The organism is Pseudomonas sp. FP2300 (genome assembly GCF_030687595.1).
Lineage (GTDB): Bacteria > Pseudomonadota > Gammaproteobacteria > Pseudomonadales > Pseudomonadaceae > Aquipseudomonas > Aquipseudomonas bijieensis.
Genome location: NZ_CP117440.1, coordinates 6,709,058 through 6,732,016, shown reverse-complemented (window position 1 = coordinate 6,732,016; position 22,959 = coordinate 6,709,058). Strand labels below are relative to the sequence as shown.

The 22,959-nt window shown below is 58.6% G+C and carries 16 protein-coding genes and 1 pseudogene; 10 read left to right on the top strand and 7 right to left on the bottom strand.

Features of this window, described 5'->3' with window-relative positions; genetic code table 11:
* The first annotated feature begins 5 nt into the window (after positions 1 to 5).
* From PSH86_RS30095 to PSH86_RS30055, 9 genes and pseudogenes are all read left to right on the top strand, one after another.
* On the top strand, positions 6 to 1,523 hold the full coding sequence (locus PSH86_RS30095; protein ID WP_116833768.1) for a sigma-54-dependent Fis family transcriptional regulator: 1,518 nt from the start codon (positions 6 to 8) through the stop codon (positions 1,521 to 1,523).
* A gap of 53 nt (positions 1,524 to 1,576) precedes the next feature.
* Positions 1,577 to 1,717 carry a type VI secretion protein gene (locus PSH86_RS30090; protein ID WP_109752768.1) on the top strand — a complete coding sequence of 47 codons (141 nt, stop codon included), beginning with the start codon at positions 1,577 to 1,579 and terminating at the stop codon, positions 1,715 to 1,717.
* A gap of 19 nt (positions 1,718 to 1,736) precedes the next feature.
* Positions 1,737 to 2,528 (top strand): annotated as a pseudogene (gene tagH / locus PSH86_RS30085) (type VI secretion system-associated FHA domain protein TagH); the annotation flags it as partial.
* A 59-nt stretch (positions 2,529 to 2,587) separates the two neighbouring features.
* Entirely contained in the window at positions 2,588 to 3,091 is a 504-nt protein-coding gene (gene tssJ / locus PSH86_RS30080; RefSeq protein WP_163856118.1) for a type VI secretion system lipoprotein TssJ, read from the top strand.
* On the top strand, positions 3,088 to 4,419 hold the full coding sequence (gene tssK / locus PSH86_RS30075) for a type VI secretion system baseplate subunit TssK (protein WP_305486848.1): 1,332 nt from the start codon (positions 3,088 to 3,090) through the stop codon (positions 4,417 to 4,419). The genes tssJ and tssK overlap by 4 nt, the downstream gene beginning before the upstream one ends.
* Positions 4,420 to 4,424: 5 nt before the next feature.
* Positions 4,425 to 5,288: a type IVB secretion system protein IcmH/DotU gene (gene icmH, locus PSH86_RS30070; RefSeq protein WP_109752765.1), complete on the top strand. Its 864-nt coding sequence runs from the start codon at positions 4,425 to 4,427 to the stop codon at positions 5,286 to 5,288.
* A 13-nt stretch (positions 5,289 to 5,301) separates the two neighbouring features.
* Positions 5,302 to 8,787 carry a type VI secretion system membrane subunit TssM gene (gene tssM / locus PSH86_RS30065; RefSeq protein WP_305486843.1) on the top strand — a complete coding sequence of 1,162 codons (3,486 nt, stop codon included), beginning with the start codon at positions 5,302 to 5,304 and terminating at the stop codon, positions 8,785 to 8,787.
* Complete coding sequence (locus PSH86_RS30060; protein WP_305486840.1) at positions 8,784 to 9,509, top strand: PP2C family serine/threonine-protein phosphatase; 726 nt, start codon at positions 8,784 to 8,786, stop codon at positions 9,507 to 9,509. The genes tssM and PSH86_RS30060 overlap by 4 nt, the downstream gene beginning before the upstream one ends.
* Positions 9,506 to 10,438, top strand: a complete 933-nt coding sequence (locus PSH86_RS30055; RefSeq protein WP_305486838.1) for a serine/threonine-protein kinase — start codon at positions 9,506 to 9,508, stop codon at positions 10,436 to 10,438. Before PSH86_RS30060 ends, PSH86_RS30055 begins: the two co-directional genes overlap by 4 nt.
* A gap of 216 nt (positions 10,439 to 10,654) precedes the next feature.
* On the opposite strand, the gene PSH86_RS30050 is transcribed toward PSH86_RS30055, so the two are convergent.
* Positions 10,655 to 11,014, bottom strand: coding sequence for a DUF6124 family protein (locus tag PSH86_RS30050; protein ID WP_109752761.1), 360 nt, complete (start codon positions 11,012 to 11,014; stop codon positions 10,655 to 10,657).
* 712 nt (positions 11,015 to 11,726) lie between these two features.
* On the opposite strand from PSH86_RS30050, the gene PSH86_RS30045 reads away from it, so the two are divergent.
* On the top strand, positions 11,727 to 12,896 hold the full coding sequence (locus tag PSH86_RS30045) for a hypothetical protein (protein WP_109752760.1): 1,170 nt from the start codon (positions 11,727 to 11,729) through the stop codon (positions 12,894 to 12,896).
* Between the two features lie 355 nt (positions 12,897 to 13,251).
* On the opposite strand, the gene PSH86_RS30040 is transcribed toward PSH86_RS30045, so the two are convergent.
* From PSH86_RS30040 to tssI, 6 genes are all read right to left on the bottom strand, one after another.
* Positions 13,252 to 14,451, bottom strand: a complete 1,200-nt coding sequence (locus tag PSH86_RS30040) for a hypothetical protein (protein WP_232201294.1) — start codon at positions 14,449 to 14,451, stop codon at positions 13,252 to 13,254.
* Between the two features lie 181 nt (positions 14,452 to 14,632).
* The gene (locus PSH86_RS30035) at positions 14,633 to 15,097 is read right to left on the bottom strand and encodes a hypothetical protein (RefSeq protein ID WP_163856131.1); all 465 of its coding nucleotides are present in this window, start codon (positions 15,095 to 15,097) and stop codon (positions 14,633 to 14,635) included.
* A gap of 72 nt (positions 15,098 to 15,169) precedes the next feature.
* A complete protein-coding gene (locus PSH86_RS30030; protein ID WP_163856133.1) occupies positions 15,170 to 15,835 on the bottom strand; it encodes a hypothetical protein in 666 nt (221 codons plus the stop codon).
* Positions 15,832 to 20,163, bottom strand: a complete 4,332-nt coding sequence (locus PSH86_RS30025; protein WP_305486833.1) for an RHS repeat-associated core domain-containing protein — start codon at positions 20,161 to 20,163, stop codon at positions 15,832 to 15,834. Before PSH86_RS30025 ends, PSH86_RS30030 begins: the two co-directional genes overlap by 4 nt.
* 279 nt (positions 20,164 to 20,442) lie before the next feature.
* A complete protein-coding gene (locus tag PSH86_RS30020; protein WP_109752757.1) occupies positions 20,443 to 20,877 on the bottom strand; it encodes a DcrB-related protein in 435 nt (144 codons plus the stop codon).
* Between the two features lie 18 nt (positions 20,878 to 20,895).
* Positions 20,896 to 22,827 carry a type VI secretion system tip protein TssI/VgrG gene (gene tssI, locus PSH86_RS30015; RefSeq protein WP_305486831.1) on the bottom strand — a complete coding sequence of 644 codons (1,932 nt, stop codon included), beginning with the start codon at positions 22,825 to 22,827 and terminating at the stop codon, positions 20,896 to 20,898.
* Positions 22,828 to 22,959 lie beyond the last annotated feature (132 nt).

Sequence of the window (22,959 nt, the reverse complement as noted above, 5' to 3'; positions counted from 1 at the left end):
GTGCGATGTTCAAGAAACTCTCGCAACCGCTGGACTATGCCGAGGCACTTTTGGCGCAGTTTTCCAACCTTTCACGCTTGGTGGACGGTGCTGAGCTGGTGGGGAATTTCATTCAGGGGGTTGCGCGGCTCAGTGGCTGTGAACTGGTGCAGTTGTACCTGCTCGATGCCACTCGCGCCCGCCTGGAAATGAACACCGAGTATCTGGAAGGCCTGGTGCAATTTCGTGACCCGCAAAGCCTGTCCTCCGATTATCACGCTGAGCAATTGTTGCAATTTTCCCTACGCCAGAACCGTGTGGTATGCCTCGGCGCGCTAAGTGACAGTGTGCACGAAACCCGTTTTCTGCCCGCGCGGGCCACACCATGGCAGTCGCTGCTTTGTGTGCCCCTGGTCGACCCGCAGGATGAGGTTGGTGGCTTGTTGTTGTGCGCCAGCAATCAGCACCTCGACTTGCATGGGGTCGCTGAATCCCTGGGACGTCTTGGGACCTTTGCACTTGGTCAGATGCATCTGTTGCAGCGCCTGCGCGGTCCTGTCGACGAGTCGGTGTCCGATGCCACAAGCTTGCCGAGCGGTATCAGTTACGGCCTGATCGGCAAGAGCGTCGCCATGCGCAAGACCTGCTCGTTGCTCAGTAAAGTACTGCATAGCCCCTATACCGTCCTGCTGCGGGGTGAGACCGGTACCGGCAAGGAAGTCGTGGCCCGGGTCCTCCATGATTACGGTCCGCGTCGATCCAAGGCGTTTATCGTGCAGAACTGTGCGGCGGTTCCCGAGAACTTACTGGAGAGTGAGCTTTTCGGCTATCGCAAGGGCGCGTTCACCGGTGCCGACCGAGACCGTGCCGGGCTGTTCGACGCGGCCAACGGCGGCACGCTGTTGCTCGATGAAATCGGCGATATGCCGTTGTCCCTGCAAGCGAAGTTGTTGCGAGTGTTGCAGGAAGGGGAAATCCGGCCGTTGGGTTCCAACGACACTCACCATGTCGACGTGCGCATCATTGCCGCCACTCATCGCGACCTGAAGCAGTTGATGGAGGAGGGCAAGTTCCGCGAAGACCTGTATTACCGCCTTGCGCAGTTTCCAATTCAGTTGCCAGCGTTACGTCAGCGCGACGGCGACATCATCGAGCTGGCGCGGCATTTTGCCGATAAGGCTTGCACACTCCTGAGGCGCGATCCGGTGCGCTGGTCAGACGCGGCACTCGATCACCTGGCTGCCTACGACTTCCCGGGAAATGTCCGTGAACTCAAGAGCATCGTGGAAAGGGCCGTGCTTTTGTGCGAGAGCGGCGAATTGCTCGTCGAGCATTTTGCGCTGCACATCCAGACCCCATCCGAGCGCGGCCGCGTGAACCTGCGTGAGCGGATGGAACAGATAGAACGTGGCCTGTTGATCGATTGCCTGCGCGAGAGTGCAGGCAACAAGACACGTGCCGCCCGCGAACTCGGCCTGCCGCTGCGCACGCTGATCTATCGTCTCGCGCGCCTGAACGTTCAGCGCAGTGATTTCAATGATTGATCCTTGCCCCTCATACCCATCCCAGCCGGCCCTTCATTACTGGAGAAGTTTCCATGCCTTTCTTTACCTGGCGAACCGTTCTGCTGACGCTCCTGATGTCATTCACCCTCGGCGGTTGTAGTGGCAACTACAAATTCAACGACAGTGATTATCGCCCTCTGGGTGATCCACAGGCGATCAATCGCGGCAAGTGACCCAAGGAGCCGTTAAGAGATGGATCTTGTTTTTGAAATGCTGAACGCCAACCAGTTCGTCCCTGTACAGCTGTGTCACAAGACCTTCGGGCCGGGCGGCGGAGTAATAGGACGGGGCGAGGGTTGCCATTGGATGATCCCCGACCGCGACCGCCTGCTGTCCAAGTGTCACGCGCAGGTCAGCTTCCGTGAGGGCGCGTTTTTCCTGACCGACACCAGTGGTAACGGTACGACCCATCGCGAAAGCGGCGCGCGCCTGCCTAAGGGCGAACCGGTCCGGATACAGGACGGAGACGCCTACATCATGGGTGATTTCGAGATCCTGGCGCGGCTGGTCGCCGGGCCGTCGAACAGCTTTGCCGAAGTCAGCCGCTCAATGCCGGTCGACAGTCTTATTCCCGACGATGCCTTCCTGGAACTCGACCCGCTCAAAGCGCTGGATCAACAGGAGCGGCTCTCGCTGGACATCGACGAGCTGATAAATCCTACGGCGGTACCACCGGACACCCTTGGACGTGCGGATTATGCGCGTATCGACAGGGAAAGCCTGCTGTTGCCGGAGCTGGTCGAAGAGCCAGTTGAACCAAGGCCTGCGCCCGTCCCGCCCACCAACGCTATTGATCATTCGCATGACGTTTTTTGGCAGCGCTTCGGTACCGCCTTGGGCATGGATCTCGAAGGCCTGGACAGCGAGGCCCGCGAAGGTCTGGCGATCAACGCAGCGCTGTTGCTCAAGCAAAGCATCCAGGGTTTGCAACAGAGTCTGGGTACTCGCTCGGAGCTGAAAAGCGAACTGCGCCTGGCCCAGACCTATGAAGAACAGGTTCGTCTGATTGCCGGCCTGCAAATCGATTACCACGGATGACGTCCATGTCCCACTGCACGATGCACTTATCCAAGCCTTTGACGACGCTGGCCATGACCTTGCTGTTGGCCGGTTGCACCGCGCTGTCGCCCTTTTCGACGATGACCAAGCTCAACCTCTCCCTGACGGCCAGTGAGCGACTCAACCCCGATATCAATGGGCGACCATCGCCGGTGGTGGTGCGGCTGTTCGAACTCAGGCATCCGGTGGCTTTTGAAAACTCAGATTTCTTCAGCCTCTATGAGCACGCGAGGGAAACACTGGCCCCTGACCTGGTTTCCAGCGAAGAGCTGGAACTGCGTCCAGGTGAAACCGTCGAGCTCAGGCTCGGTCTCTCTGGGAATGGCCATTACGTCGGCATAATCGCGGCGTACCGTGACCTGCCACATGTTCGCTGGCGCTACACACTGCCAGTGGTTGCGACACAGTTGACCGAAGCGAACCTGATCCTCGACCAGGATGGGGTCGCCACTACACTTGAAAGACAGGCCAGGGTAGATGACCGATGAGTCACGATAAAGTCATCTGGCAAGAAGGCATGCTGTTGCGTCCGCAGCATCTACAACACAACGATCGTTACTTCGACCATCAGTTGAAGGTTCGTACCCGATTGCTGGCCAGTTACGCCTGGGGATTCCTGACGCTGGAAATCGATGTGCAATTTCTCAATATGGGTCAACTGGTGGTCAGCCAGGCCAGCGGGGTGCTACCGGACGGAAGTCTGTTCGAGCTGGGTGGCAACGCCGAGCCGCTGGCCCTGGAGGTACCGTCCAATACCAGCAATACACCGATCTACCTCGCTCTGCCATTGGTGACCGGCAATCACATCGAGTCCCGTCGTCCAGAGCAGTCTGACGTGCTGGCGCGCTACACCATCTACGAGACACAAGTGACCGACTCCAACGCCGGGGATTGCGGCGGGAGCCAGATCAGTTGCGGAAGGCCGGACCTGCGCCTGCTGTTGGGCGAGCAACAGAGCGACCATGCGTTTGTGAAGCTCAAGCTCTGTGAGGTGCTGGATACCACGGCCGATGGTGTGATCAGGCTCGATCCGGACTTTGTGCCGACCTTCATCCAGGCACGCTCATCCCATTACTTGCTGTCGTGCCTCAAGGAGATCATCGGCATGCTTGCTCATCGGGGCGACAGCCTTGCCGAGCGGATCCGTTTCAATGGCAAGGCAGGTGGCGCGCAAGTCGGCGATTTCATGATGCTGCAACTGATCAATCGCAGTGAATTGCTGCTGCGTCATTATCTGGACCTGGAGCAAGTACATCCTGAAACGCTGTACCGAATGCTGCTGGCCCTGCTGGGTGACCTGGCGACGTTCTCCAGCGACAGCAAACGCCCACCGCTGGCCCACCGCTACCAGCACAGCAACCAAGGCGCGTGTTTTCGAAGCCTGATGCAAGCGATTCGCCAGGTTCTATCGATGGTGCTCGAACAGCACGCGATCGAGCTGCAGTTGCAGCCGCGTCAGTATGGAATCATCGTCTCGCCAGTGCAGGATCTCTCCCTGCTGGATACGGCTTCGTTCGTACTGGCGGCAAGTGCCAACTGTGACAGCGAAGAACTGCGCCATCGATTGCCGTCGAACCTCAAGGTTGGCTCGGTGGAGCGTATCCGCCAGTTGGTCAACCTGCATCTGCCCGGTATCAAGATCAGGCCTCTGCCCGTGGCTCCGCGGCAGATCGCATTTCACGCCAACAAAACCTATTTCATCCTTGAACCCAATACCGAAGACCTGGCGCAACTGAAGCGATCCGCAGGCTTTGCGTTCCATGTTTGCGGTGATTTCGCTGAGCTTGAGCTGAATTTTTGGGCCATCAGGAATTGAACGAAATGGATAAGGAAAATCCTCAGGACGAAACGACCGTCCTGCTCGACCATCATGGACAACGTCCTGCTTCCGGGCCCTTGACCGATGCTGCTTCGCCGCCGCGTTTCGAACAGTTGCAAGAGCGGATGATCTACGCCGCGCACCTGCCACGTTCCCAGTCACTCAATGTCAGCCTGAATCCGCTGGTCGCGGCGGCGTCCGGATTGCTTTCGCAAATGGTGCAGCTCAAACACGGCCGCGCACGCGAGGACCTGCAAGCCCTTAAAGGGGAACTTAAGCGAGGTCTGGAGCAATTCGAAGCCTGTGCCTTGCAGGGCGGTGTTGAAAACAGTCAGTTGATCGCCGCGCGTTACGTGCTCTGCTCAGTGATCGATGAGGCGATCGTCACCACGTCGTGGGGTCAAGGAGGCGGCTGGTCACAGATAAGCCTGCTCAGCACTTTCCACAACGAAACCTTCGGCGGCGAGAAGGTCTTCCAGTTGCTTGAGCGCCTGTCGAAAAACCCTATCAAGCACCTGCCGACGCTTGAACTGTTGTATCTGTGCCTATCCCTGGGCTTCGAGGGTAAGTATCGGGTTCAGGCCCGCGGGATGCTCGAACTCGAAAGCCTGCGCGACGCCCTGTACCGGCTGATTTGCCAGACCCGCGGCGACATTCCCCGCGAACTGTCACCTCGCTGGGAAGGATTCGATGGCGCGCGACGCAGTCCGGTGCGCATTGTCCCTGCCTGGACAGTGGCGGTTTTTACCTTGGTCTGCCTGGGAGTGATGTACTCGAGTTTCGCCTGGGTATTGAACGAGCAACGCCAAAGCGTACTGCAACCTTATCAACTGTCAGAGCCGGCCGCCGCTCGGCCGCTGCCGTAAACAGGGACGTGTCATGAAATTGCTTTTCAGGAAAGCCGGTGCCTGGGTGCGCCAGACGTGGATTTGGACGCTGCTGCTGGTGCTTTGTGTTGCGCTGCTGGTGTGGTTCGCCGGGCCACTTCTGGCCGTCAATGACTACAAGTTTTGGGCAAGCCCGACGGCGCGATTGCTGACCATCAGCGTGCTTCTGCTGGGCTGGGGCCTGGTCATGGTTTTCGTCAATGGGCGCGCCGGTTCAAGCGCCAATGCCCAGCAAGACGCCTCCGGGCATGCGCGGGCCCTGTACCAGGCCAGGATTGATGAGCAGCGCGAAGTACGCTCGCGCTTCAATCGGGCTTTAACCTCGCTAAGGTCCTCAAGCGTCTATCCTGGCCGCAGTGACCGCTGGCGCAACGATCTGCCGTGGTATCTGCTGATAGGCCCGCCCGCCAGCGGCAAAACCCGTCTGTTGGATTGTTCAGGCCTTGAGTTCCCTCTCGACAGGCTTGAGCGCAAGCCAGTCGGCGACATATCGGGTACCCGTCATTGCGATTGGTATTTTGCCGAGCACGCCGTGCTGATCGACACCGCCGGGCGCTACCTGACCCAGGCGGACAGTGATATCGATAGCAGCGCTTGGGCCGTATTGCTCGAACTGCTGCGCAAACGTCGCCGCAGTCGTCCGTTGAACGGGGTACTGGTGACGGTTCCGACCGAGATCCTGTTGCTGGGCAGCGAAGATGAAATGACCACGCTGGCGTGCCAGATTCGTGGCCGCTTGCAGGAACTGCAAAGGCGGCTGCACATCGATGTCCCGATTTACCTGGTCCTGAGCAAAGCGGACAGCGTGCCTGGTTTCAATGAATTCTTTGATTCGCTGACGCGTGAGGAAAACGACCAGGTGTTGGGTGCGAGCTTCAGTCGAGACCAGCGGGGCAGTGACGTAGCCGTGTTACGTGCCGAGTTCGAGGCGCTGCTGCATAGACTCAACAGCCAGATGATCATGCGCATGCATCAGGAGCGCGACCCGCTACGCCGTAGCTGCATGCTTGATTTTCCTCACCAACTGGGACAACTCGGCGCCGGGCTTTGTTTGCTGGTCGAGCAGGCGTTTACTGGCAACGTCGGTACGCTGCGTGGTTTCTATTTGACCTGTGCATTGCTGCCGGGTCGAACAATGGAGCTGACTGCCGAACCCGGCAACGTGGCTTTGCGCGCCAGTAATACCGTGTCTGGTCGACGCTCGCGGTTCATTCATCATTTGATCAGCCGGGTGATTTTTCCGGAAGCCGATCTGACTGACCTCGTTCAGCGCGAACGCCGTCGTATCCATTGGAGACAGCGGGCCTTGTACCTCGGGGCGCTGACAGTCGTTGGCCTGTGCGGGCTGTTGTGGGCGAACGGTTTTTCGGCCAACCACGAGCGTCTGGATAGCTTGCGTATGCTGGCGCAACACTGGGACCAGCAGCAATCGGTCAAAGTGAACGCTGATGACTGGGCCGCAATGCTTGAGTCACTGGATATTCGTTTCGACGCCACCCGGGTTTTCCCACCCTACAGGGCCGTGCCATTGTACGAGCGTGCCGGCCTGTACCAGGGCGATGCGAGCAACCCTGCGGTGACCGAGGCCTATGAGCGTGAATTGCAGGCGCAACTGTTGCCGAAGGTTGCGCAGAGGCTGGAAGAGCAAGTCCGCAACAACTGGAGTGACCGCGAGCAATTGCTCAACAGCCTGCGCGCGTACTTGATGCTGGGTCTGCAAGAGCGTCGAGATGTTGCCTGGCTCAAGGATTGGCTGGCCAACGATGGGTCACTTCGTTACCCCGGCAACACGGCGCTACAGGAGGGCCTGAATGCTCACTTCGCGCGCCTGTTGGAGCTACCCTTCATTCATGCACTCAATGAACCGCTGGTAGCCCAGGCCCGAGAGGCCCTTCGTCGTGAGTCCTTGGCCGCCGTCGTGTACAAAATGCTGCACGAACAGGCCAGCCATCTACCGCCATATCGACTCGGCCAACACTTGGGTTCACAAGGAGGGCTGTTGGTCGGTACCGATCGTGTGATTCCTGGTTTTTATACCCGCCAGGGTTACGAACGTTACTTTTCGGTTCAGGGGACGGCGCTGATCAGCGAATTGTTGCAGGACAACTGGGTATTGGGTGAAGGCGAGGGCCTCAGCGGCATGGACATGCGTCGCCTGATGGTCGAACTGGAACAGCGGTATTTTCGTGACTATGCCGACCACTGGAGCGAAGCGGTCGGTCAGATCACCCTGCAAACCGTCAGCAATGCGGCTGAGGGCGCCGAGCAACTCGCGGGGCTGACTTCGGCTCATTCACCGATTTTGCGGATGCTGGTGCAGGTGCGCGAAAACACTCGACTCCAGGCGGTTGTCGAGCAACTCGACGACCTGACGCAAGCGGCCGGAAAGGGCGAACATGCCGTTACAAAACTAGCCGCTGTGGCAGGGAAAGCTTCTGCGTCCCTGACCGAACATCTGCCGGACAACGCACAAAAATCCTTGCGACGGCGTTTCGAACCGCTGCATCGCCTGCTGGATGGAGAGGGCGGGCCCACGGCTGATCTGGTCCAGGTCTTGCGGGCCCTTGATGAGGTGCAATTGCAATTGGCGAACCTGGCCCGAGCCAGTGCACCGGAACAAGCGGCGTTCGAATTGGCCAGGCACCGCATGGGCGGCGGGCGAGATGCGTTGAGTCACCTGCGCAGTGCGTCTGCTCGCCTGCCGCGGCCAATCAGTGGGTGGTTCAACGTGCTGGCCGAGGACAGCTGGCGTTTGGTGCTCAGCGATTCTTATCGATACCTGAACCAGCGTTATCAGAGCGAGCTGTACAGCTTTTACGGCAAGGCAATCGACAAGCGATACCCGTTCAGCGCCCACAGTGCCAGCGACGTGGCGCTCAATGATTTCCGAGAATTCTTCAAGGACCAAGGCATCGTCGGTCGCTTTTTCGACAATTATATGCAGCCCTTCGTCAGCGGTCCGGCGGGAGACTACCGCCTGCGCAGTATCGACGGGCAGAGCTTGCCGATCTCTCGGGTCTATCTCGATCAGATGGCAACAGCGCATACCATTCGCCGGAGCTTTTTCGCCGAAAACCCGACCGAGCCACAAGTGCAGTTCCAGCTTGAGCCGTACACCCTGGACCCGGCAGTAAGCCGTGCTGAATTCCGCTTTGGCGACCAGATGCTTGAATATCGCCACGGTCCGATCCTGCCGGTGGCGTTTACCTGGCCAAGCGACGCGCAGAATGGCCGAACCGCGCTGGTGCTGGACAAAATGGTTGGGCGAGGCGTGGGTATCGAGAAAAATACCGGGCCATGGTCGCTGTTTCGTTTGTTCGATTTGATGCAGAGCGAATACCTGACCGGGCGCGATGTACGCGTCTTGAAGGCGGATCTGGGTGGCCTGCGCGCCAATTATTTGCTGACGAGCCAGCGCACACCGAACCCTTTCGACATGAGCGTGCTCCGCACATTTCGTCTGCCGGTGCAGCTTTGATGGTGGCTAGTCCCTGGTACAGCGCGGCGCGCACCGACCCGGGCAAAGCCCGCGCACGTAATGAGGATGCTTTTCTCGACTGCCCACAACAGGGAGTATGGGTGGTGGCTGACGGCATGGGTGGCCACTCGGGCGGTGACATCGCCAGCCAGATGATCGTTGCCAACCTGACGGAACTGCCACTGTACCGGGACTTGGGGGAGCGTTCGAAAGCGGTGCGCCAATGCCTGCGCTGGATCAATCGACGACTGAGCCAGGAGCTTACCGTCACCGAAGATCGTCTCGGCATTATCGGCAGCACCGTGGTGGTGCTGTTGCTGGAAGGAAACCGCGGGGTCTGCATTTGGGCTGGTGACAGCCGTTGTTACCTGTGGCGCGGTCGACGCTTGTACCAACTGACCAAGGATCACTCGCTGCAACAGCAACTGATCGACAGGCAACACTTCAGCCGCGATGAGGCCTGCGCCCACCCTGCGGCCAAGGCACTGACCCGCGCGGTCGGTGCCGCGCCGGAGTTGACGCTGGAGGTGCTGGAGCTGGACGTTCAGCCGGGTGATACGTTTTTGCTGTGCAGTGATGGCCTGTACCAAGGCCTCGGCACAGAGGCCCTTGGCAGAGCCTTGGACCTGGCTTCGCCTCGTAGGGTGTTAGAGCATCTTTTTGACGACGTTTTGCGTGGCACGGCGCCGGATAACCTGACGGCCGTGGTGATCCGCCCGTGAGTGAAGAGGGTGCCTATCCCACGTATTTCGCCTTCGCCAACGCTGCACCTACTGCGATATCCAGCCAGCGTTGCATCAGCGAAACACCGGACATACTCGCAGGCCGCTATCGCCTGGAACGCTTGCTTGGCGCTGGCGGCATGGGCGTTGTTTACCGCGTACGGGATTTATTGCACGAACAATACGCTGATCCTGACCCGTACCTTGCCTTGAAGATGCTCAGTGAAGCATTCGACGAGTCACCTGATGCCAGTGCGTTGCTCTACAGCGAGTTCGCCCTGATGCGGCGATTGCATCACCCGAATATTCTGCGCCCCTACACCTTCGAAGTGGATGCAGCCCAACGACGGGCCTTCATCACCATGGAGCTGATGCGTGGCCTGACCTTGGACAAACTGCTTTGTGAACGGCCCCAGGGGGTGCCTTGGCCTGAACTGAAGGCTATCGCCGTGCCGCTGCTTGATGCACTGGCCTACGCCCACAGCCGCGGCGTACTGCATGGCGACATGAAGCCTAGCAACATCATGTTGAGCGAAGAAGGCCTGCGCCTGTTCGACTTCGGTTTGGGCCTGGTCGAGGAGGGGCCTTCGCAGCATCTGCCAAACCTGAATCGTGAACGCCTTAACGCTTGGACGCCCGGTTACGCGGCACCTGAACTGCTCGAAGGTGCGCCTCTGTCAGCCGCTGCCGATGTCTACGGTGTGGCTTGCGTGCTGTATGAACTGGCGAGCGGCAAACACCCATTCCGACGCTTACCCGCCACCCAGGCTCGCGATGCTCGGTTGGAGCGCTCACTCAAGGCGCCGCGCAACCTGCCCAGACACAGCTGGCCGGCGCTGCGTATGGCGCTGGCGTTTGATCCGGGGCAGCGGCGTATTGGCGCGGCTCGATTGCGTGATGTCTTGGGTGGTGTGTTGTCCCGGTGGTGACCCTCTCCCTGTGTGCGAGCCTGCTCGCGAAGGCGGCAGTACATACATAACTGGCCTCAAGATGTACGCGGTCCATGGCGAGAAAGGTTGCTCCCGCTCGGCGGCGCAGCCGTCTTAGACCAGTTAGAGCGGTCTGTTTGGAAGACTGCGCCGGCCTTTTGGGACTGCTGCGCAGCCCGGCGGGGATAAATCCCCTCGCCACGGGTGGTGTAGCGGCTAGCGTGGGTCGACGTTATCCAGCACGCGGTTCGCCAGCAATGAACTCAGTTCGATCAGTTGCTGGATGCCGAGGGCGATGTGGCGGCGGGGGCCTTCGAGGTCGAAGGCCAGGTTGCTGATCATCGCGTCGGCGGATGCCAGGTTTTCGCTGAGGTTGGCGAGCAGGCATTCGTTGTCGGCGTTTTTTGCCACGGTGAATAGCTGGCCCGGTTTGGATGCGTCTTCCGAGTTTTCCGGTTTTGGTAGGAGGTAGTAATCCAAGGCGCGCTTTTCTGCTTCGTCTTGTTTCTTCGTTTTGGATTTAGCGGACGCAGAGCTTTGATCTGCTTCGGGAGGATTCGGTGTGATTTTGAACATGGTGGAGCTCCTTTCGTAAGAGGAACCGTCACCGTCTGCCGCCAAGCAGATGGGGTGACGGATTACACAAGGTTGGCGGACCGGAACGAAAGGAACCCGGCATCCCCGAAGGGATCCTTGCGCAACCCGCCATAACATAGGAGTGCCAATGCCAGAGGCATCTCAATCATATTGAGGGGCTGTTGCGCCTTTCGTATACCGGGCCGCCAAGCCCGACCACTGATGGGCAGTGGCAGGGAAACGATAGAACCCGGGAGCAAGGCGCACAAGCGGGCGGATTCTGGCGTAGTTGTAGGCAATGGCGCAAGGATGTGTAGCTGGGTGGAAGCGTTGTGGAGGGAGAATAAACAAGGCTTCGTATTGCCCTGGAATTCATGGTCAGAGATTGCTCTCGCACCGGTGATGCAGTGGTTTTTCTGTAGGAATGTGTCGTCATTTTTGGGGCGGCTTCGCCGCCCAGCGGGGCGGTGCGACGTTTTGCTAAATCCCCTCGCCGCAGGTTGATGGTGTGGCGGCTAACGTCGGTCGACGTTATCGAGCGTTCGATTCGCCAGCAGTGCATCTGCTCTCCCTTTTTCCGGTCTCGACCCATGGCAAAGCAGCTTGATCCCGTTCGATCAGCAGCAAGGACCAATCAGGTTCTTGAGTTTTAATCATTGACGTCTATACCGGTGATGGCGACATGCTATTTCTTCATGTCCCTCGGAGGCGTATGCACTTCAAGACGTTCATCTCTCTTTTCCCCGTTCTGGCGCTTATCGGAGGGTGCAGTGCTTCCAGGCCGGAGTCGGGCACGATGCTCAAGACTTGGTCGGAGAGCGTGGCGAACCTGGGTGTTAGAGCGGTATATCCGTTGCAGGAGGGGCTGTATCCGGGAAATTTTCTTTTGGTCCCCACCTACCCCGGGAAAAGCCGTTCTGATGAAAAGCCTTCGGCGTTTTACACCTATTATCCGGCGCCAGTAGGGTCGTTGGATCTGTGCAAACTGTATCTGTCGATCCGCAGTGCCCCGGAGTTGCCGCAAATCTCTGGCTACCCGGTCAAGGGCGGGGAGCCGGCAGGGGAGAAGACGGTAGCGCCCTGGCAGCCGACGGCTATCAACTATTCGCACTTCAAATGCAGCGGCTATAAAGAGGCGGACTTCAGAGTCAACCGCGTCACGGCGTTCCCGGCTTTTCAGTTCGGGTCACGTGTCGAGTCGGGAATGGGTGCAAATGTGATGGCGGGAACGGTGGGGGCGAAGGGCAGTGTGGTGGGCAAGGATGATTACCTTATGACGGTCTCGGTGCCGAGTGTCACGGTCATAAGGGTGGACGTTCCTGATCTTCTGAGCGCCTTGGGCGGCAATGGCTTCAAGACAAAGGACGGGTTTGGCAACTTACAAAGCGTTGTTGCCCGGATGATGCAGCTTCAAACTTTCGTCGACAAACAGGGCAATAGCTCGAAACCGGAGCTGCTGCTGGTTTCGGAAGTGTATTACGCGAACGCGATCGATATTTCCGTCACAAGCTCAGCGGGCCAGTCGGCGCAACTCGCCGTTAGCACTCAGGCTTTGGTCGAGCGGTTTGAAAAGCTGGCAGGTTTGCGTGATCAGATGAAATTGATGATGAAGGAGGCTCCTGCCACGCAAGGTAGCAGTCAGGGCCAGCCGAATACACAGACTCAGCAAACGGCCATGAACGAGCTTGCCCGGGAAATTGGCGAAACCGAGGCTGAGGTGGACAAGCTATCCAAAGCCCTTTTACCGGATGCGCCGGGGGTTACAGGTGCGGTGAAATCTGTTTCCAGCTCGGGCGTGACGTTGACCCAAGTCTTTCCGCGCCCGATGGCGATTGGGTATCGGGCCATAGGGCTCAATCCGGATCAGTTGATTGGTAAGTGATCTTCAAGCAGCAAAAGAAACTGGCGCAGCGCCGGGAACGTCACGCTGCCAGCAAAATGATGCGGTTTGTCGGTGTTCCCGTAGGCCCGGCTTCCCGGTCCAGGTTCTGCCCCTGAAACCGCAGGTTACCGCCCAGCGGGAGCAAGCTCCCTCGCCACGGGGTTGGTGGTGCCGCGGCTATCGTGGGGCGACGTTGTCCAATACTCGGCTTGCCAGCAATGAACTCACATTTTTTGGTATAGCTAGGCGCGATCAATAACGAAGCGTCGAGGCAGTTCAGCTCGACGCTTCGTTTTGTTCCTCTGTCCTTTGGCTACCCGTGCGCACCGAGCAATATCGACAGGCCCCCGATGCGCTATGGATCCAAGGACAGGCTGTACAGTCCCGGGCCTTTCCCAAGTCCTTCCAACGCTTTCTGAAGGTTGGCAAGGTCCTGCCTTGCTTTGTCTTTTTCTGCCGTGTTGGCCCCACCACTGTCCAAAACTGCCTGTGCTTGGTCCATCTTGAGTTTTGTATTTTTCATCAAGGCATCCCGGGCTTCAGCCTGGGTGCGCATTACCTTGATGCACCAATCCGCGAAATTTTTCTGGCCTTCATTCGGGTTCGGCAGCAAAAGAGCCGACATGCACAGCTGCTGTTCATCGTCGGCGAGCACTATGTTATTGACGATGCCTTCGACTGTTTTCGCTATTTGTTGAATGTGGGCATCCGATCGTTGGCTGCCCATGCCCGTGGTTTCTATTTTTACCTTGACTTCGCCATCCGCAATCACACCTTTTGTTTCGGCTATTGCGCTGTCGATAACGTTTCTATCGTCTTTCAGGTTTTTGATTTTTTCCGCTAGGCCCGCAGCGGTTTGATCCAGTTCCGAAGTGTCAGCGTTGGCATTGGCTTTTTTGGCATCACTGATTTTTTTGTCTACCGCCGTTTTTTCGGTTTCCAGGGCGGTAATTCTATCGCTGACCTTCTCTCGCTCAGCTCTCTGTTCGGAAAGTGATTTTGTCGCTTCGGCCCGGCCACTTGTTGTGAGGGCTATTGGAGGAGCTTTGACTGTTCCGGTCAGTTGCTCAATCGCCAGGAGGGCGACCGTGTTTTTTTGGAGCCGCCTCATGAGAAGGTCATATTGAGCGGCGCTTATCGCGCCAGACATATAGCTTTCACACAAGCGGTAGCCGAAATCCCGGAGCATCTGGATACTTTGTGTACGTATTCCCGTGAATGCGGCCCCGTCCTGCATGGCGAACGCCAATTCACCGCTTGCCTTCTCTGGGTAACCCCCTTTTGCCGCCAGCTCATAAGCAAGGGAAGCCATTGCGTCGGGGCTTGGTTCTGCACAAACGAACACCCCGTTCTTTCTGTACTCCTGCGAAACGAGCTTTCCGGTCGCGTCGTATTTTTTGGTGATGTTCTCATTGGGGGCAACCAGTATGGCTCGCTGTCGGATATCGCTCATGGAGCTTTCCCCGCGGGAGACATCGAATGTCCGGTAGATACTGTTCAGGTTGGCGCATCCGGCGATAGACACAACGATTAAACCTAACAAAGTCCCCTTCATGGCGCATGGCTCCCTTTGCATGGCGCTGATGGCACTTTGGTATAGCTCATGGAGTCGATGTCCGCGACCGAGTGGAGCATAAGAATTTTCTGGGAGGCCAACCCATGACCTCTTTTTCCAACAAGCGGGGGCCGCTGCGCAGCCCAGCGGGAGCAAGCTCCCTCGCCACGGGGTTTTGCGTTTAACCTGCGCCGAGTAGTTTGTTCGCAAGCGCCAGATCGAACTGTTTGTTCCCAAATATTGCTTTAGTCGCCAGGGCTTTCTTGAGCACATCCGAATCCAGGCTCAGATTATTTTTGTGCGCCGCAAACACAATCGTCAGGAATGGAAACGCATAGTTATCTGGCTCGGCCAACACGTCATCGATTAATGCGGGCGTACCCAGAACGCAGTGCTCGGCCTTGGGCAGGTAAAATTTTTCGAGTCGTTCGGTTATTTTTTGCACAGTGGCGCTAATGGCCTGAGGGGATGCGTAATAACCGTCGGCCTTGGTCAGGTGTTGAACGTAGATTTCCCCAAGCTTTTCCTTGGCAACGAGCAGGCCAAGTTTGTTTTTGCTGGCCTTCAGGTCCAGGTGGGGTGACGTTGTTTGCTTCAGCGCCGCCAGTAATTCCACTTCCAGATGCTTGCGAATTTCCATACTCATGGCGTAGACCTGAGCGAGCCTCGTGGGGTAATCACTTCATGCTCATCCGTTGGCTCGATCGGCATATGGATGTCAAAGCTTGTCCAGGCTAGCAACCGTGGTGGTGTAGAAGGCCACGCCCGATTTGTCGATGACCTTTATTCTGCCGCCTTCTTCCTTGAGGTCTTTGAGGTACGGACCGAATGCTATTTCGTCAGGCGCGGTTCGCAGAATTTCTTTGTCGAGTACCGGTGTGTTTTTCCTCAAGACCTTAAGGTTCATGAGGAAGCAATCGATGGTTAACTGGCACTCCAGGGCGCAGACATAGTCCGACCCTTTTATTTTTTTCTGCTTGAAGGTCCACTCGTTTTTATAGTGGTTGCGGCGGAACTCATCCATTGCGTTTTTCAGCAGATCGTCAGGCAAGGTCATGTGTGGGCGGCATTTTTCCAGGCCTTCCAACAACAGTTGTATGAAGAACTCATTGAGCTCTTTGACCGATGTGCATTTTTTATACAGTTCGGTATCCAGGCCAACATTGACGATGAGCGCGCCGCTGGAGTTTACATAGGGCTCATTGACGGCTTGGCGGGTGCCGACAAAACAGATTTTCTTGAAATTCGGCGTTTCGAATTTTTCTGCACTCAGGTGGCGCTCAAGAAAATTGCAAATCGATCGGCTTTGGTCGCGAAACGGATGAATAATTTCGTCGCCGAATTCGCCCAGGTCGGGGTACAGGTAGATTTCTTTTAAGATCATGGTCTTGAATGCCTCGCTGGGTCTAGTTCCTGCCTGCGTCGATTCGCATTTCTTCGCTCCCAATGCTCGATTTTCCAACGAGCACCTGGGCCGGCCGGCACCTTTTTGATGACTCTGGATTCGTAACGTCCCGTGTTACCCGGTTCTGCGTTCCATTTCCTAACCTGGGTCTCGGCGCGAACAGATTTTCCGTTTGTTTTTATCTTGCCGCCACTCACGCCGGTTTTGGCGACTTTACCCGTGCGCGTGTCCACGATCTCGTAACCATGTTGCGCTTTGCGACTGGTTTTCGAGTTGCCGTGGCAGGACCAGCCCCACGGGTCTATCCAGCCGAGCGGGTTGGGGGCGTATTGATAGAGGTTGATTCCGCCCAGCAGTTCGATGGGATCGGGTGTCGTGAACCGCCCGATATCCGGGTCGTAAAAACGAAACGTGTTGTAGTGCAGGCCTGTCTCTCGGTCCAGATATTGGCCTTGGAAACGCAGGTTCTGTTCTTCGATGTAATGAGGCTCACGCACTTCCTCAACGGTATTGCCCCAAACGCGGTAACGCGCTTGCCAGACGATGTCGCCTTTGGCGTCCGAGAGCTGTTCCGGTAACCCATTCTGATCATTGTGGTAGTAGTGAATGTTTTGTTGAGCACCGAGGCCGTCCACTCGAGCGAGTGGTTCGTGGCTGTCCGTGTCATAGAGGTAAACGCTGCACTGGCTGTTTTTTTGTTCCTGAAGCAGTCGCAAACCGTCCCAGATGAAGCGTGTTTCACCCAGTGGATAACCACGACTGTCATGTTCGGTTTTTGCCGTCCGACGACCCAGTGGGTCATAGGTCATCCTGACGACCGTATCTTGGGAACCGCTGCGGTTATGCACCTCGATCAAACGGTGCTCGGCATCGTAGACAAAGCGTTGCACCAGATGGCCACCGCTGCGTTTTTCGATCATCCGGCCAAAGGCGTCGTAACGATAACGTTTGTCCTGATAGGTCAGTAATTTGTTATGCACCACGAGCCCGGCGCCGGGTTGAGGCCCGTCCAGCAAGTTGGCGGCAGCATCGTAGGCGAAGGTTTCGCTCGGGCCTTGGACATTGTCTTGGCTGGCGAGAATGCGCCCCGTCGCATCGTAGTGCAGCAACCGTTGGCGATCACCGCTGGGCGTCTGGTCGAGGCGACTGATCAGATTGTCATTGGGGTCGTAGTTGAATTGTTTCTGCGCCACAGGCGGCAATAGCGTCGACTGGTCCGCATGACGTTGCAGGCGCGAACGCACGCGTCCGCCCCGGTCATATTCGCTACGGGTGATGAGTCGTCCTTGAGTGCGAAGGACCTCACGGTGCAATCGATCACGCTCGAAATCACAGATCACCTGTCCGTCAATATTGAGTTGGTGCAGATGGCCGCTGCCGTAATACAACCGATTGAGTCGACGGCCGTCCGGTAGCTGCGTTTGTATCAAGCTGCCCAGTTCATCGTAATGATGCCGTAAGCGGCCAGCCGAACTTTGCTCTTCCAGCAGTTGCCCGATGGCGTCGTAGGCAAAGCTCAGGTTTTGTTGGTTGCCCTGATTATCTGTAAAGGTGACGGCAATGAGTTGGTCCACAGTGTCGTAGGTGTACTCGGTTCGGCCGTCTGCCGTTATTTTGCCAATCAGCCGTCCGGCAGCATCTCGTTCAAGGTGATGAATGATGGGCTCTATTGGGCCGCTGGATACCAGCGCCATACCATTGCCAAAAGGGGCAGGGAAATGGGCCTCGCGAATGGCGTTATTCAGCCCGTCGTAGGCATAACGTCGGGCGCTGCCATCCAGATCCTGTTGCTCGATCATTCTGTCGCCGGCGTCCCAGGCAAATCGATAGCTTTCCCCGTTTTCGTTGGTTAGCGCCTGGAGGCGTCCATAGGCGTCGTAGCTGAATTGAACCGACCTTCCATGGGCGTCGATGCGTTGGCGAACCTGTCCGCGCCCATCGTGCTGATAGACGGTGGTATGACCGGCCGCATCGATGTAACTGGTGAGTTGACCGCAGGCGTCGCGCAAGTAGTGTTCGACGCGGCCATCAGGCAACTGATAACGCAGCAGGCGGCCGCGGGAGTCATGTTCATAGACAGTGCGCTCGCCAAGAGCATCCGTGATGACCTGTAGATAACCGCGATGGTCATAGCTGAACTTTGTCGAATACCCGGAGCAGTCAATATGTTCAGCCAGTTGCCCTTGAGTGTTCCAACGCAAGGTGTTGCTTTTGCCGGTCGGGTCGACAATTTCTATGATTTGCCCATGAGCGTTGTAGCGATATTGGGTGACGAGGCCCAGAGGGTCTGTTTCGCGAATGCAATTGCCGCGGCGATTGTATTCATATCGCCAGTTGTTGCCGGCGGCGTCGGTTTCTACTAACGGTAACGACCAATGATCGAGCCATAAAACGGACTCAATGCGTCCGAGCGGATCACTGGACTGGCTGAGGTTGCCGGCCTCGTCATAGCCATAGGTGTAGCGTCCGCCCTGTGGATCGGTGGCGCTGAGCAACTGGCGCTCATCGTTCCATTCGAACAACCAGGTCTGGCCGAGGTTGTCGCTGAATTGGATGATCTGGTGCTGGCTGTTCCAGTGCCGGATGCTGACCCGTTGCAGGCTGTCTCTGATGCGGGTGATGCCGGCCTTGAGGTCATAGTCGAACTGGTAGGCGTCGCCTTCGTCAGTCCAGTGCCGCACCACGCGCCATTCCTGGTCTTCGATCAGCGCCCATTCGTAGAAGCAGCGCAGGCCGGTGGGCAACTGATGCTCGACCATCCGTTGCCCGGCGTCGTAGCTGAAGCGTCGTTGTACCTGGCCGGTGGCGTCGCGCACTTCGGCGAGGGTGTTCGCCGCGTCGTAGGCGTAGCTGACCAGCACTTCCCGGGATTGGTCGGGGTAGAGGCGTTCGATCTGGGTGACGCGCTCGCCTTCGCGAATCAGCTCGACGTGCACCAGGTCGAAGGTGTCGCGTAGCCGCACCAGGCGTCCGGCGTCGTCGTAGTCGAGGTGGATGCGGTTGTCGTTGCGGTCACCCAGTTGGCTCAGGCGCAGGTGGGATGGGTTGGCTGGCGAAGGTTCGAACAAACGGTACAGGCCGTTGTCGCTTTCGATCAGCAATTGCCCGTTCACATGGCGGCGCACGGCCAGGCCTTCGCCGGCGCTGAACACCGCGCCGCCCAAGGGGATGGAGCCCATGTCGATAGGGCGGCCCTGTTCGTCGGTGTAGATCAGGGTTTCGCCGCCGTCGGGGTGGGGCAGGATGTCCACCTGGACTTCGTAGGCGACGCTCCAGCCGGCACCGAACAGGCTGTCGCGGCGCTCGTCGCGGCTGTTGTAGACGCGCTGCCAGTCAATCGGCAGGATGCCGGGCAAGACGAAATCCAGGTCTTCGTCACCGCCCAGTACCTTGGCGCCCGTGGCGGCATGCACCGGGTTCGACGAGCCCATGGCAGCGTTGGCGGCCGCGTTCGCCGCGCTGCTGGCGGCCATGGATACCGCGCCGCCCACCAGCATGCACGGCAGTTTGCTGAAGAACTTGCCCTTGCCACCCTTGAGCATCAGCAGCGCCGTGACCGCCAGGCCCACGCCCGGGGTCTTGCCGCTGCGGATCTCGCGCACCACCACCGAACCGCCGCCAATGGTCACGTTGGACGAAATCAACCCGGAGGACACCACCGTCGCATCGCAGGTGCTGCGGTCGCCGCTGCGCACGGCGGGCTGGCCGTTGATGGTGACTTTGTCTGAGCCTTCGGCCATGAACTGCGGTGGCATGGGTGGGTGCTTGGTGCAGATCACTAGATCTTCCGGCCGGGTCTCCGTACCGGGGGCGGGCGAGGCGACAGTGGGGCGCCACATCTGCGAAAAGAAATTCCCAGCCATGTCCAGGTAGCTAGGCTCTTCTTCCGGCTCGGGCATTTCCAGTTCGGTGCCGGCCGGCGCGACATGGGAAACCACCGCTCCAGCGGCGCGGGCCGAGGGGATGTTGTTGGTAAAGGTGTCCTTGGAGCCGGTGAGGATGTTGGCCTGCACCGTGGGCGGAAAGAGGGCGTTGCCGATGCCCTCGCATAAATTGCTCAGGCCTTTGTCGGCCCCGGTCTTGCTCATGGCCAGGCCGACGACGGTGCCCACCACCAGGCCCAGGACGAAGCAGCCCAGGCCGCCGGTGACGACGGTGATGCCCGTGGCCGCGACCACGGCGGCGGTCGCCAGGGCGGTGATCGCGATGTTGGCCGCCACCTCCAATACGCCGCCAAGAATGTCGGCCATCATCGATGTGTGGTTCAGTGCATCGCCCAGGCGGGCGGCCCAGAGCGCGTCAGACATGCAGGGTGCTCAGGTGGTTGATGACCGTGTGTTCAAGCAATTTGATGCCTTCCATTGCGCCTGTTGTCCTTGTGGGTTACGGCATGCTCGTTAATGCCATTTTCAGGCGCTTGATCCGCTTCGGTTTGTCCCTGTGGGAGCGATGATGCCTTCCACTTCCTTGACGCCACCAAACCCCTGTGGGAGCGAGCCTGCTCGCGATGGGGCCCTTTCAGTCAACCTCATCAGTGCCTGACCCACCGCTATCGCGAGCAGGCTCGCTCCCACAGGGATGGGGTGTCAGGCCGGAGTGTCGAACACCAGCGACCCCTTGATCGTCGCCCAATGCGCCGCTTCGGCATCGCCCAGTTTCTCTGCTTTCACATAACTCAGGGCAAGCATCTTGCGAGTGCCGGGCAGTACCAGCGCGAGCTGATATTGGAAAACCTTTTCGTTGCCCTTGTTGAACTGGCTGCGCAATTCGATGGCTTCGACTTCCTGGTTGGCACCCACGCGTACGGTCGCGCCCGGTTGGCAGCGCAGTTGCTGGACCTGTTTTTCCAGGCGCTTGAGCTGGTCGTCGAGGTTGCTTTGCAGGGTCTCGCCCTCGGCCAGCAGGCTGCGGCTGACAATCAAGGAGGTGCCCAGCTCGGGGAACTTGAGAATGTTGATCGTCGCGTCCAGCAACTCGCTTGGCGGCAGCTGGAGCTGGAATTCATTGAGACGGTAAGTCATGGCGCATAAATCTCGAAGTTAGCCCTTGGGGAACGCGGCGCTGATGTTGGCATCGATGCTGCCCTTGACACCCTGGCCGTCCGGCGTGGCACCCGGGCCGCCACCGTTGTTCAGGTGCAGCACGCCACCGGTGTTGAACTCGGCATCGCCGCTGGCGTAGAAGCTGATCTGCACGCCGGTCAGGTTGATCTGGCCGCTGGCGTTGAGCTCCAGGATGCTTTCACCGCACACCAGGCGCAGGTTCTCGCCCACTTCGATGACGTAGCTCTGGCTGATGCTGTCGGTCTTGCGCTGGCCCACCGAGAGGATGTCCTCCTGCTTGACGATACGCAGGCGGTTGTTGCCGATGGTCACCGTCTCGTTGTGGCCGATGCTTTTGTTGCGGTCGTGGCCGACCGAATGGCTCTCGTCCACCTCGACCACGATGTCCTGGTTACGCTCGGCGTGGATGTACAACTGCTCGGCGCCTTTCTTGTCTTCCATGCGGATTTCGTTGAAATTCGCTGGCGTGCCGCCCTTGCTCGAACGGCTCTTCATGCCGCTCTGGGTCGCGTTTTCCGGCAGGTCGTAGGGCACGGTCTGCTCGGCGTTGTAGACGCGACCGGTGATGATCGGCCGGTCCGGGTCGCCTTCGAGGAAGCTGACGATGACTTCCTGGCCGATGCGCGGGATCTGCATCGAGCCCCAATTCTTGCCGGCCCACGCCTGCGACACACGAATCCAGCAGGAGCTGTTTTCGTTGGATTGGTCGTGCCGGTCCCAGTAGAAATGCACCTTCACCCGGCCGAACTGATCGGTCCAGATTTCCTCGCCCTTGGGGCCGACCACTAACGCAGTCTGCGGGCCTTTGACGATGGGACGATGGGTGGTCGCCAACGGGCGATAGCTTTGCTGGGCGTCGATGCAGGTCAGGCTGCTTTCGAACTGGGCCGACGGCGCGCCGCCGCTGGTTTCGCCGCTTTCCTGGGAAATGTAATAGCGGGCGCCGACGATCAGGTATTCGCGGTTCTGGTCCTGGCGGCTGAAGCCGGTAAGCGTGAACAGATGCCCCGAGCCCAAGCCTCGCGCGTTACCCGCCAGCTCGACCTGTTCGTGCAGGGTCTGCAAGGCTTCGATGCGGGTGCGGGCGTAGTGTTCGCCGTCCTGGCTCTGCACATAAGTGCCAGGGTAGTCGTACAGCGGATAGTCGCCGGCGGTGTGCGGGCGGGGCATGGCCGAGCGTACGTCGATGCGTGCGCTGGGGCGCTGGAAATCGTAGTCGTTGAGCTCCAGCGAACCGGGCTGGACTTCCTGGGCCAGGTGCCAGTCGTGGATGTGGTCGCGTTCGCGCTGCTGCTCATTCTTCGGGTAGTAGGGCACCGAGCCGTAGCCGGGGGCCGTGGTGTGGGCGCCGTAGGCGTCGGCCAGCACCAGCACATGCCGGCCCTGTTCATGGCGGAAGAAGTAGTAGATGCCTTCCTGCTCCATCAGGCGGCTGACGAAGTCGAAGCTGGTCTCGCGATACTGCACGCAGTATTCCCACTCGCGGTAGGACTGGCTCAAGGCGTCTTCGAAATCGGAAAAGCCCAGGTCGCGGAACACCTGCTTGATGATCTGCGGGATGGTCAGGTTCTGGAAAATCCGGCAATCGGAAGTGCGGGTCAGCAGCCACAACCACGGACGCAAAGTCGCCTGGTAGCTGGCGAACTGGCCCTGGTCGACGTTCTGGCTGCAGCGGGCGACGATGCCATGGAAGTGCCGCTCGCCACCGCCATCGAGTTGCAGGCTCACGCACATGGGCTTGCCGAGCAACTGGTTGAGGTCGATGGCGTTGTCCAGCGAATGCAGCTGCAACTCGTAGTTGAACAGCCTGCCCAGCTCTTCACCGCCGCCCATGTCCTTGAGCAACAGCACCTCGGGTCCCAGGGGGCTGGTGATCTTGGCCAGGCGTGTGGCTTGGTTGAATAGCATCGGTTGTCCTTATCGCTGTCGCAGTCCATTTGACGCTGCGCAAGATTGCCGGCTTTTGACGTTGAAGATCAAGCGATCACGCCCTTTGACAGCGCGTGCACAGGCATGAAATCGCCAGAGTAGTGACGCTGA

Bases quoted from the DNA above. Each gene is read 5' to 3' on its own strand.
- PSH86_RS30095 (WP_116833768.1), top strand. From the start codon at position 6: ATGTTCAAGAAACTCTCGCAACCGCTGGACTATGCCGAGGCACTTTTG.
- PSH86_RS30090 (WP_109752768.1), top strand. From the start codon at position 1,577: ATGCCTTTCTTTACCTGGCGAACCGTTCTGCTGACGCTCCTGATGTCA.
- tssJ (WP_163856118.1), top strand. From the start codon at position 2,588: ATGTCCCACTGCACGATGCACTTATCCAAGCCTTTGACGACGCTGGCC.
- tssK (WP_305486848.1), top strand. From the start codon at position 3,088: ATGAGTCACGATAAAGTCATCTGGCAAGAAGGCATGCTGTTGCGTCCG.
- icmH (WP_109752765.1), top strand. From the start codon at position 4,425: ATGGATAAGGAAAATCCTCAGGACGAAACGACCGTCCTGCTCGACCAT.
- tssM (WP_305486843.1), top strand. From the start codon at position 5,302: ATGAAATTGCTTTTCAGGAAAGCCGGTGCCTGGGTGCGCCAGACGTGG.
- PSH86_RS30050 (WP_109752761.1), bottom strand. From the start codon at position 11,014: ATGTTCAAAATCACACCGAATCCTCCCGAAGCAGATCAAAGCTCTGCG.
- PSH86_RS30045 (WP_109752760.1), top strand. From the start codon at position 11,727: ATGCACTTCAAGACGTTCATCTCTCTTTTCCCCGTTCTGGCGCTTATC.
- PSH86_RS30040 (WP_232201294.1), bottom strand. From the start codon at position 14,451: ATGAAGGGGACTTTGTTAGGTTTAATCGTTGTGTCTATCGCCGGATGC.
- PSH86_RS30035 (WP_163856131.1), bottom strand. From the start codon at position 15,097: ATGAGTATGGAAATTCGCAAGCATCTGGAAGTGGAATTACTGGCGGCG.
- PSH86_RS30030 (WP_163856133.1), bottom strand. From the start codon at position 15,835: ATGATCTTAAAAGAAATCTACCTGTACCCCGACCTGGGCGAATTCGGC.
- PSH86_RS30025 (WP_305486833.1), bottom strand. From the start codon at position 20,163: ATGTCTGACGCGCTCTGGGCCGCCCGCCTGGGCGATGCACTGAACCAC.
- PSH86_RS30020 (WP_109752757.1), bottom strand. From the start codon at position 20,877: ATGACTTACCGTCTCAATGAATTCCAGCTCCAGCTGCCGCCAAGCGAG.
- tssI (WP_305486831.1), bottom strand. From the start codon at position 22,827: ATGCTATTCAACCAAGCCACACGCCTGGCCAAGATCACCAGCCCCCTG.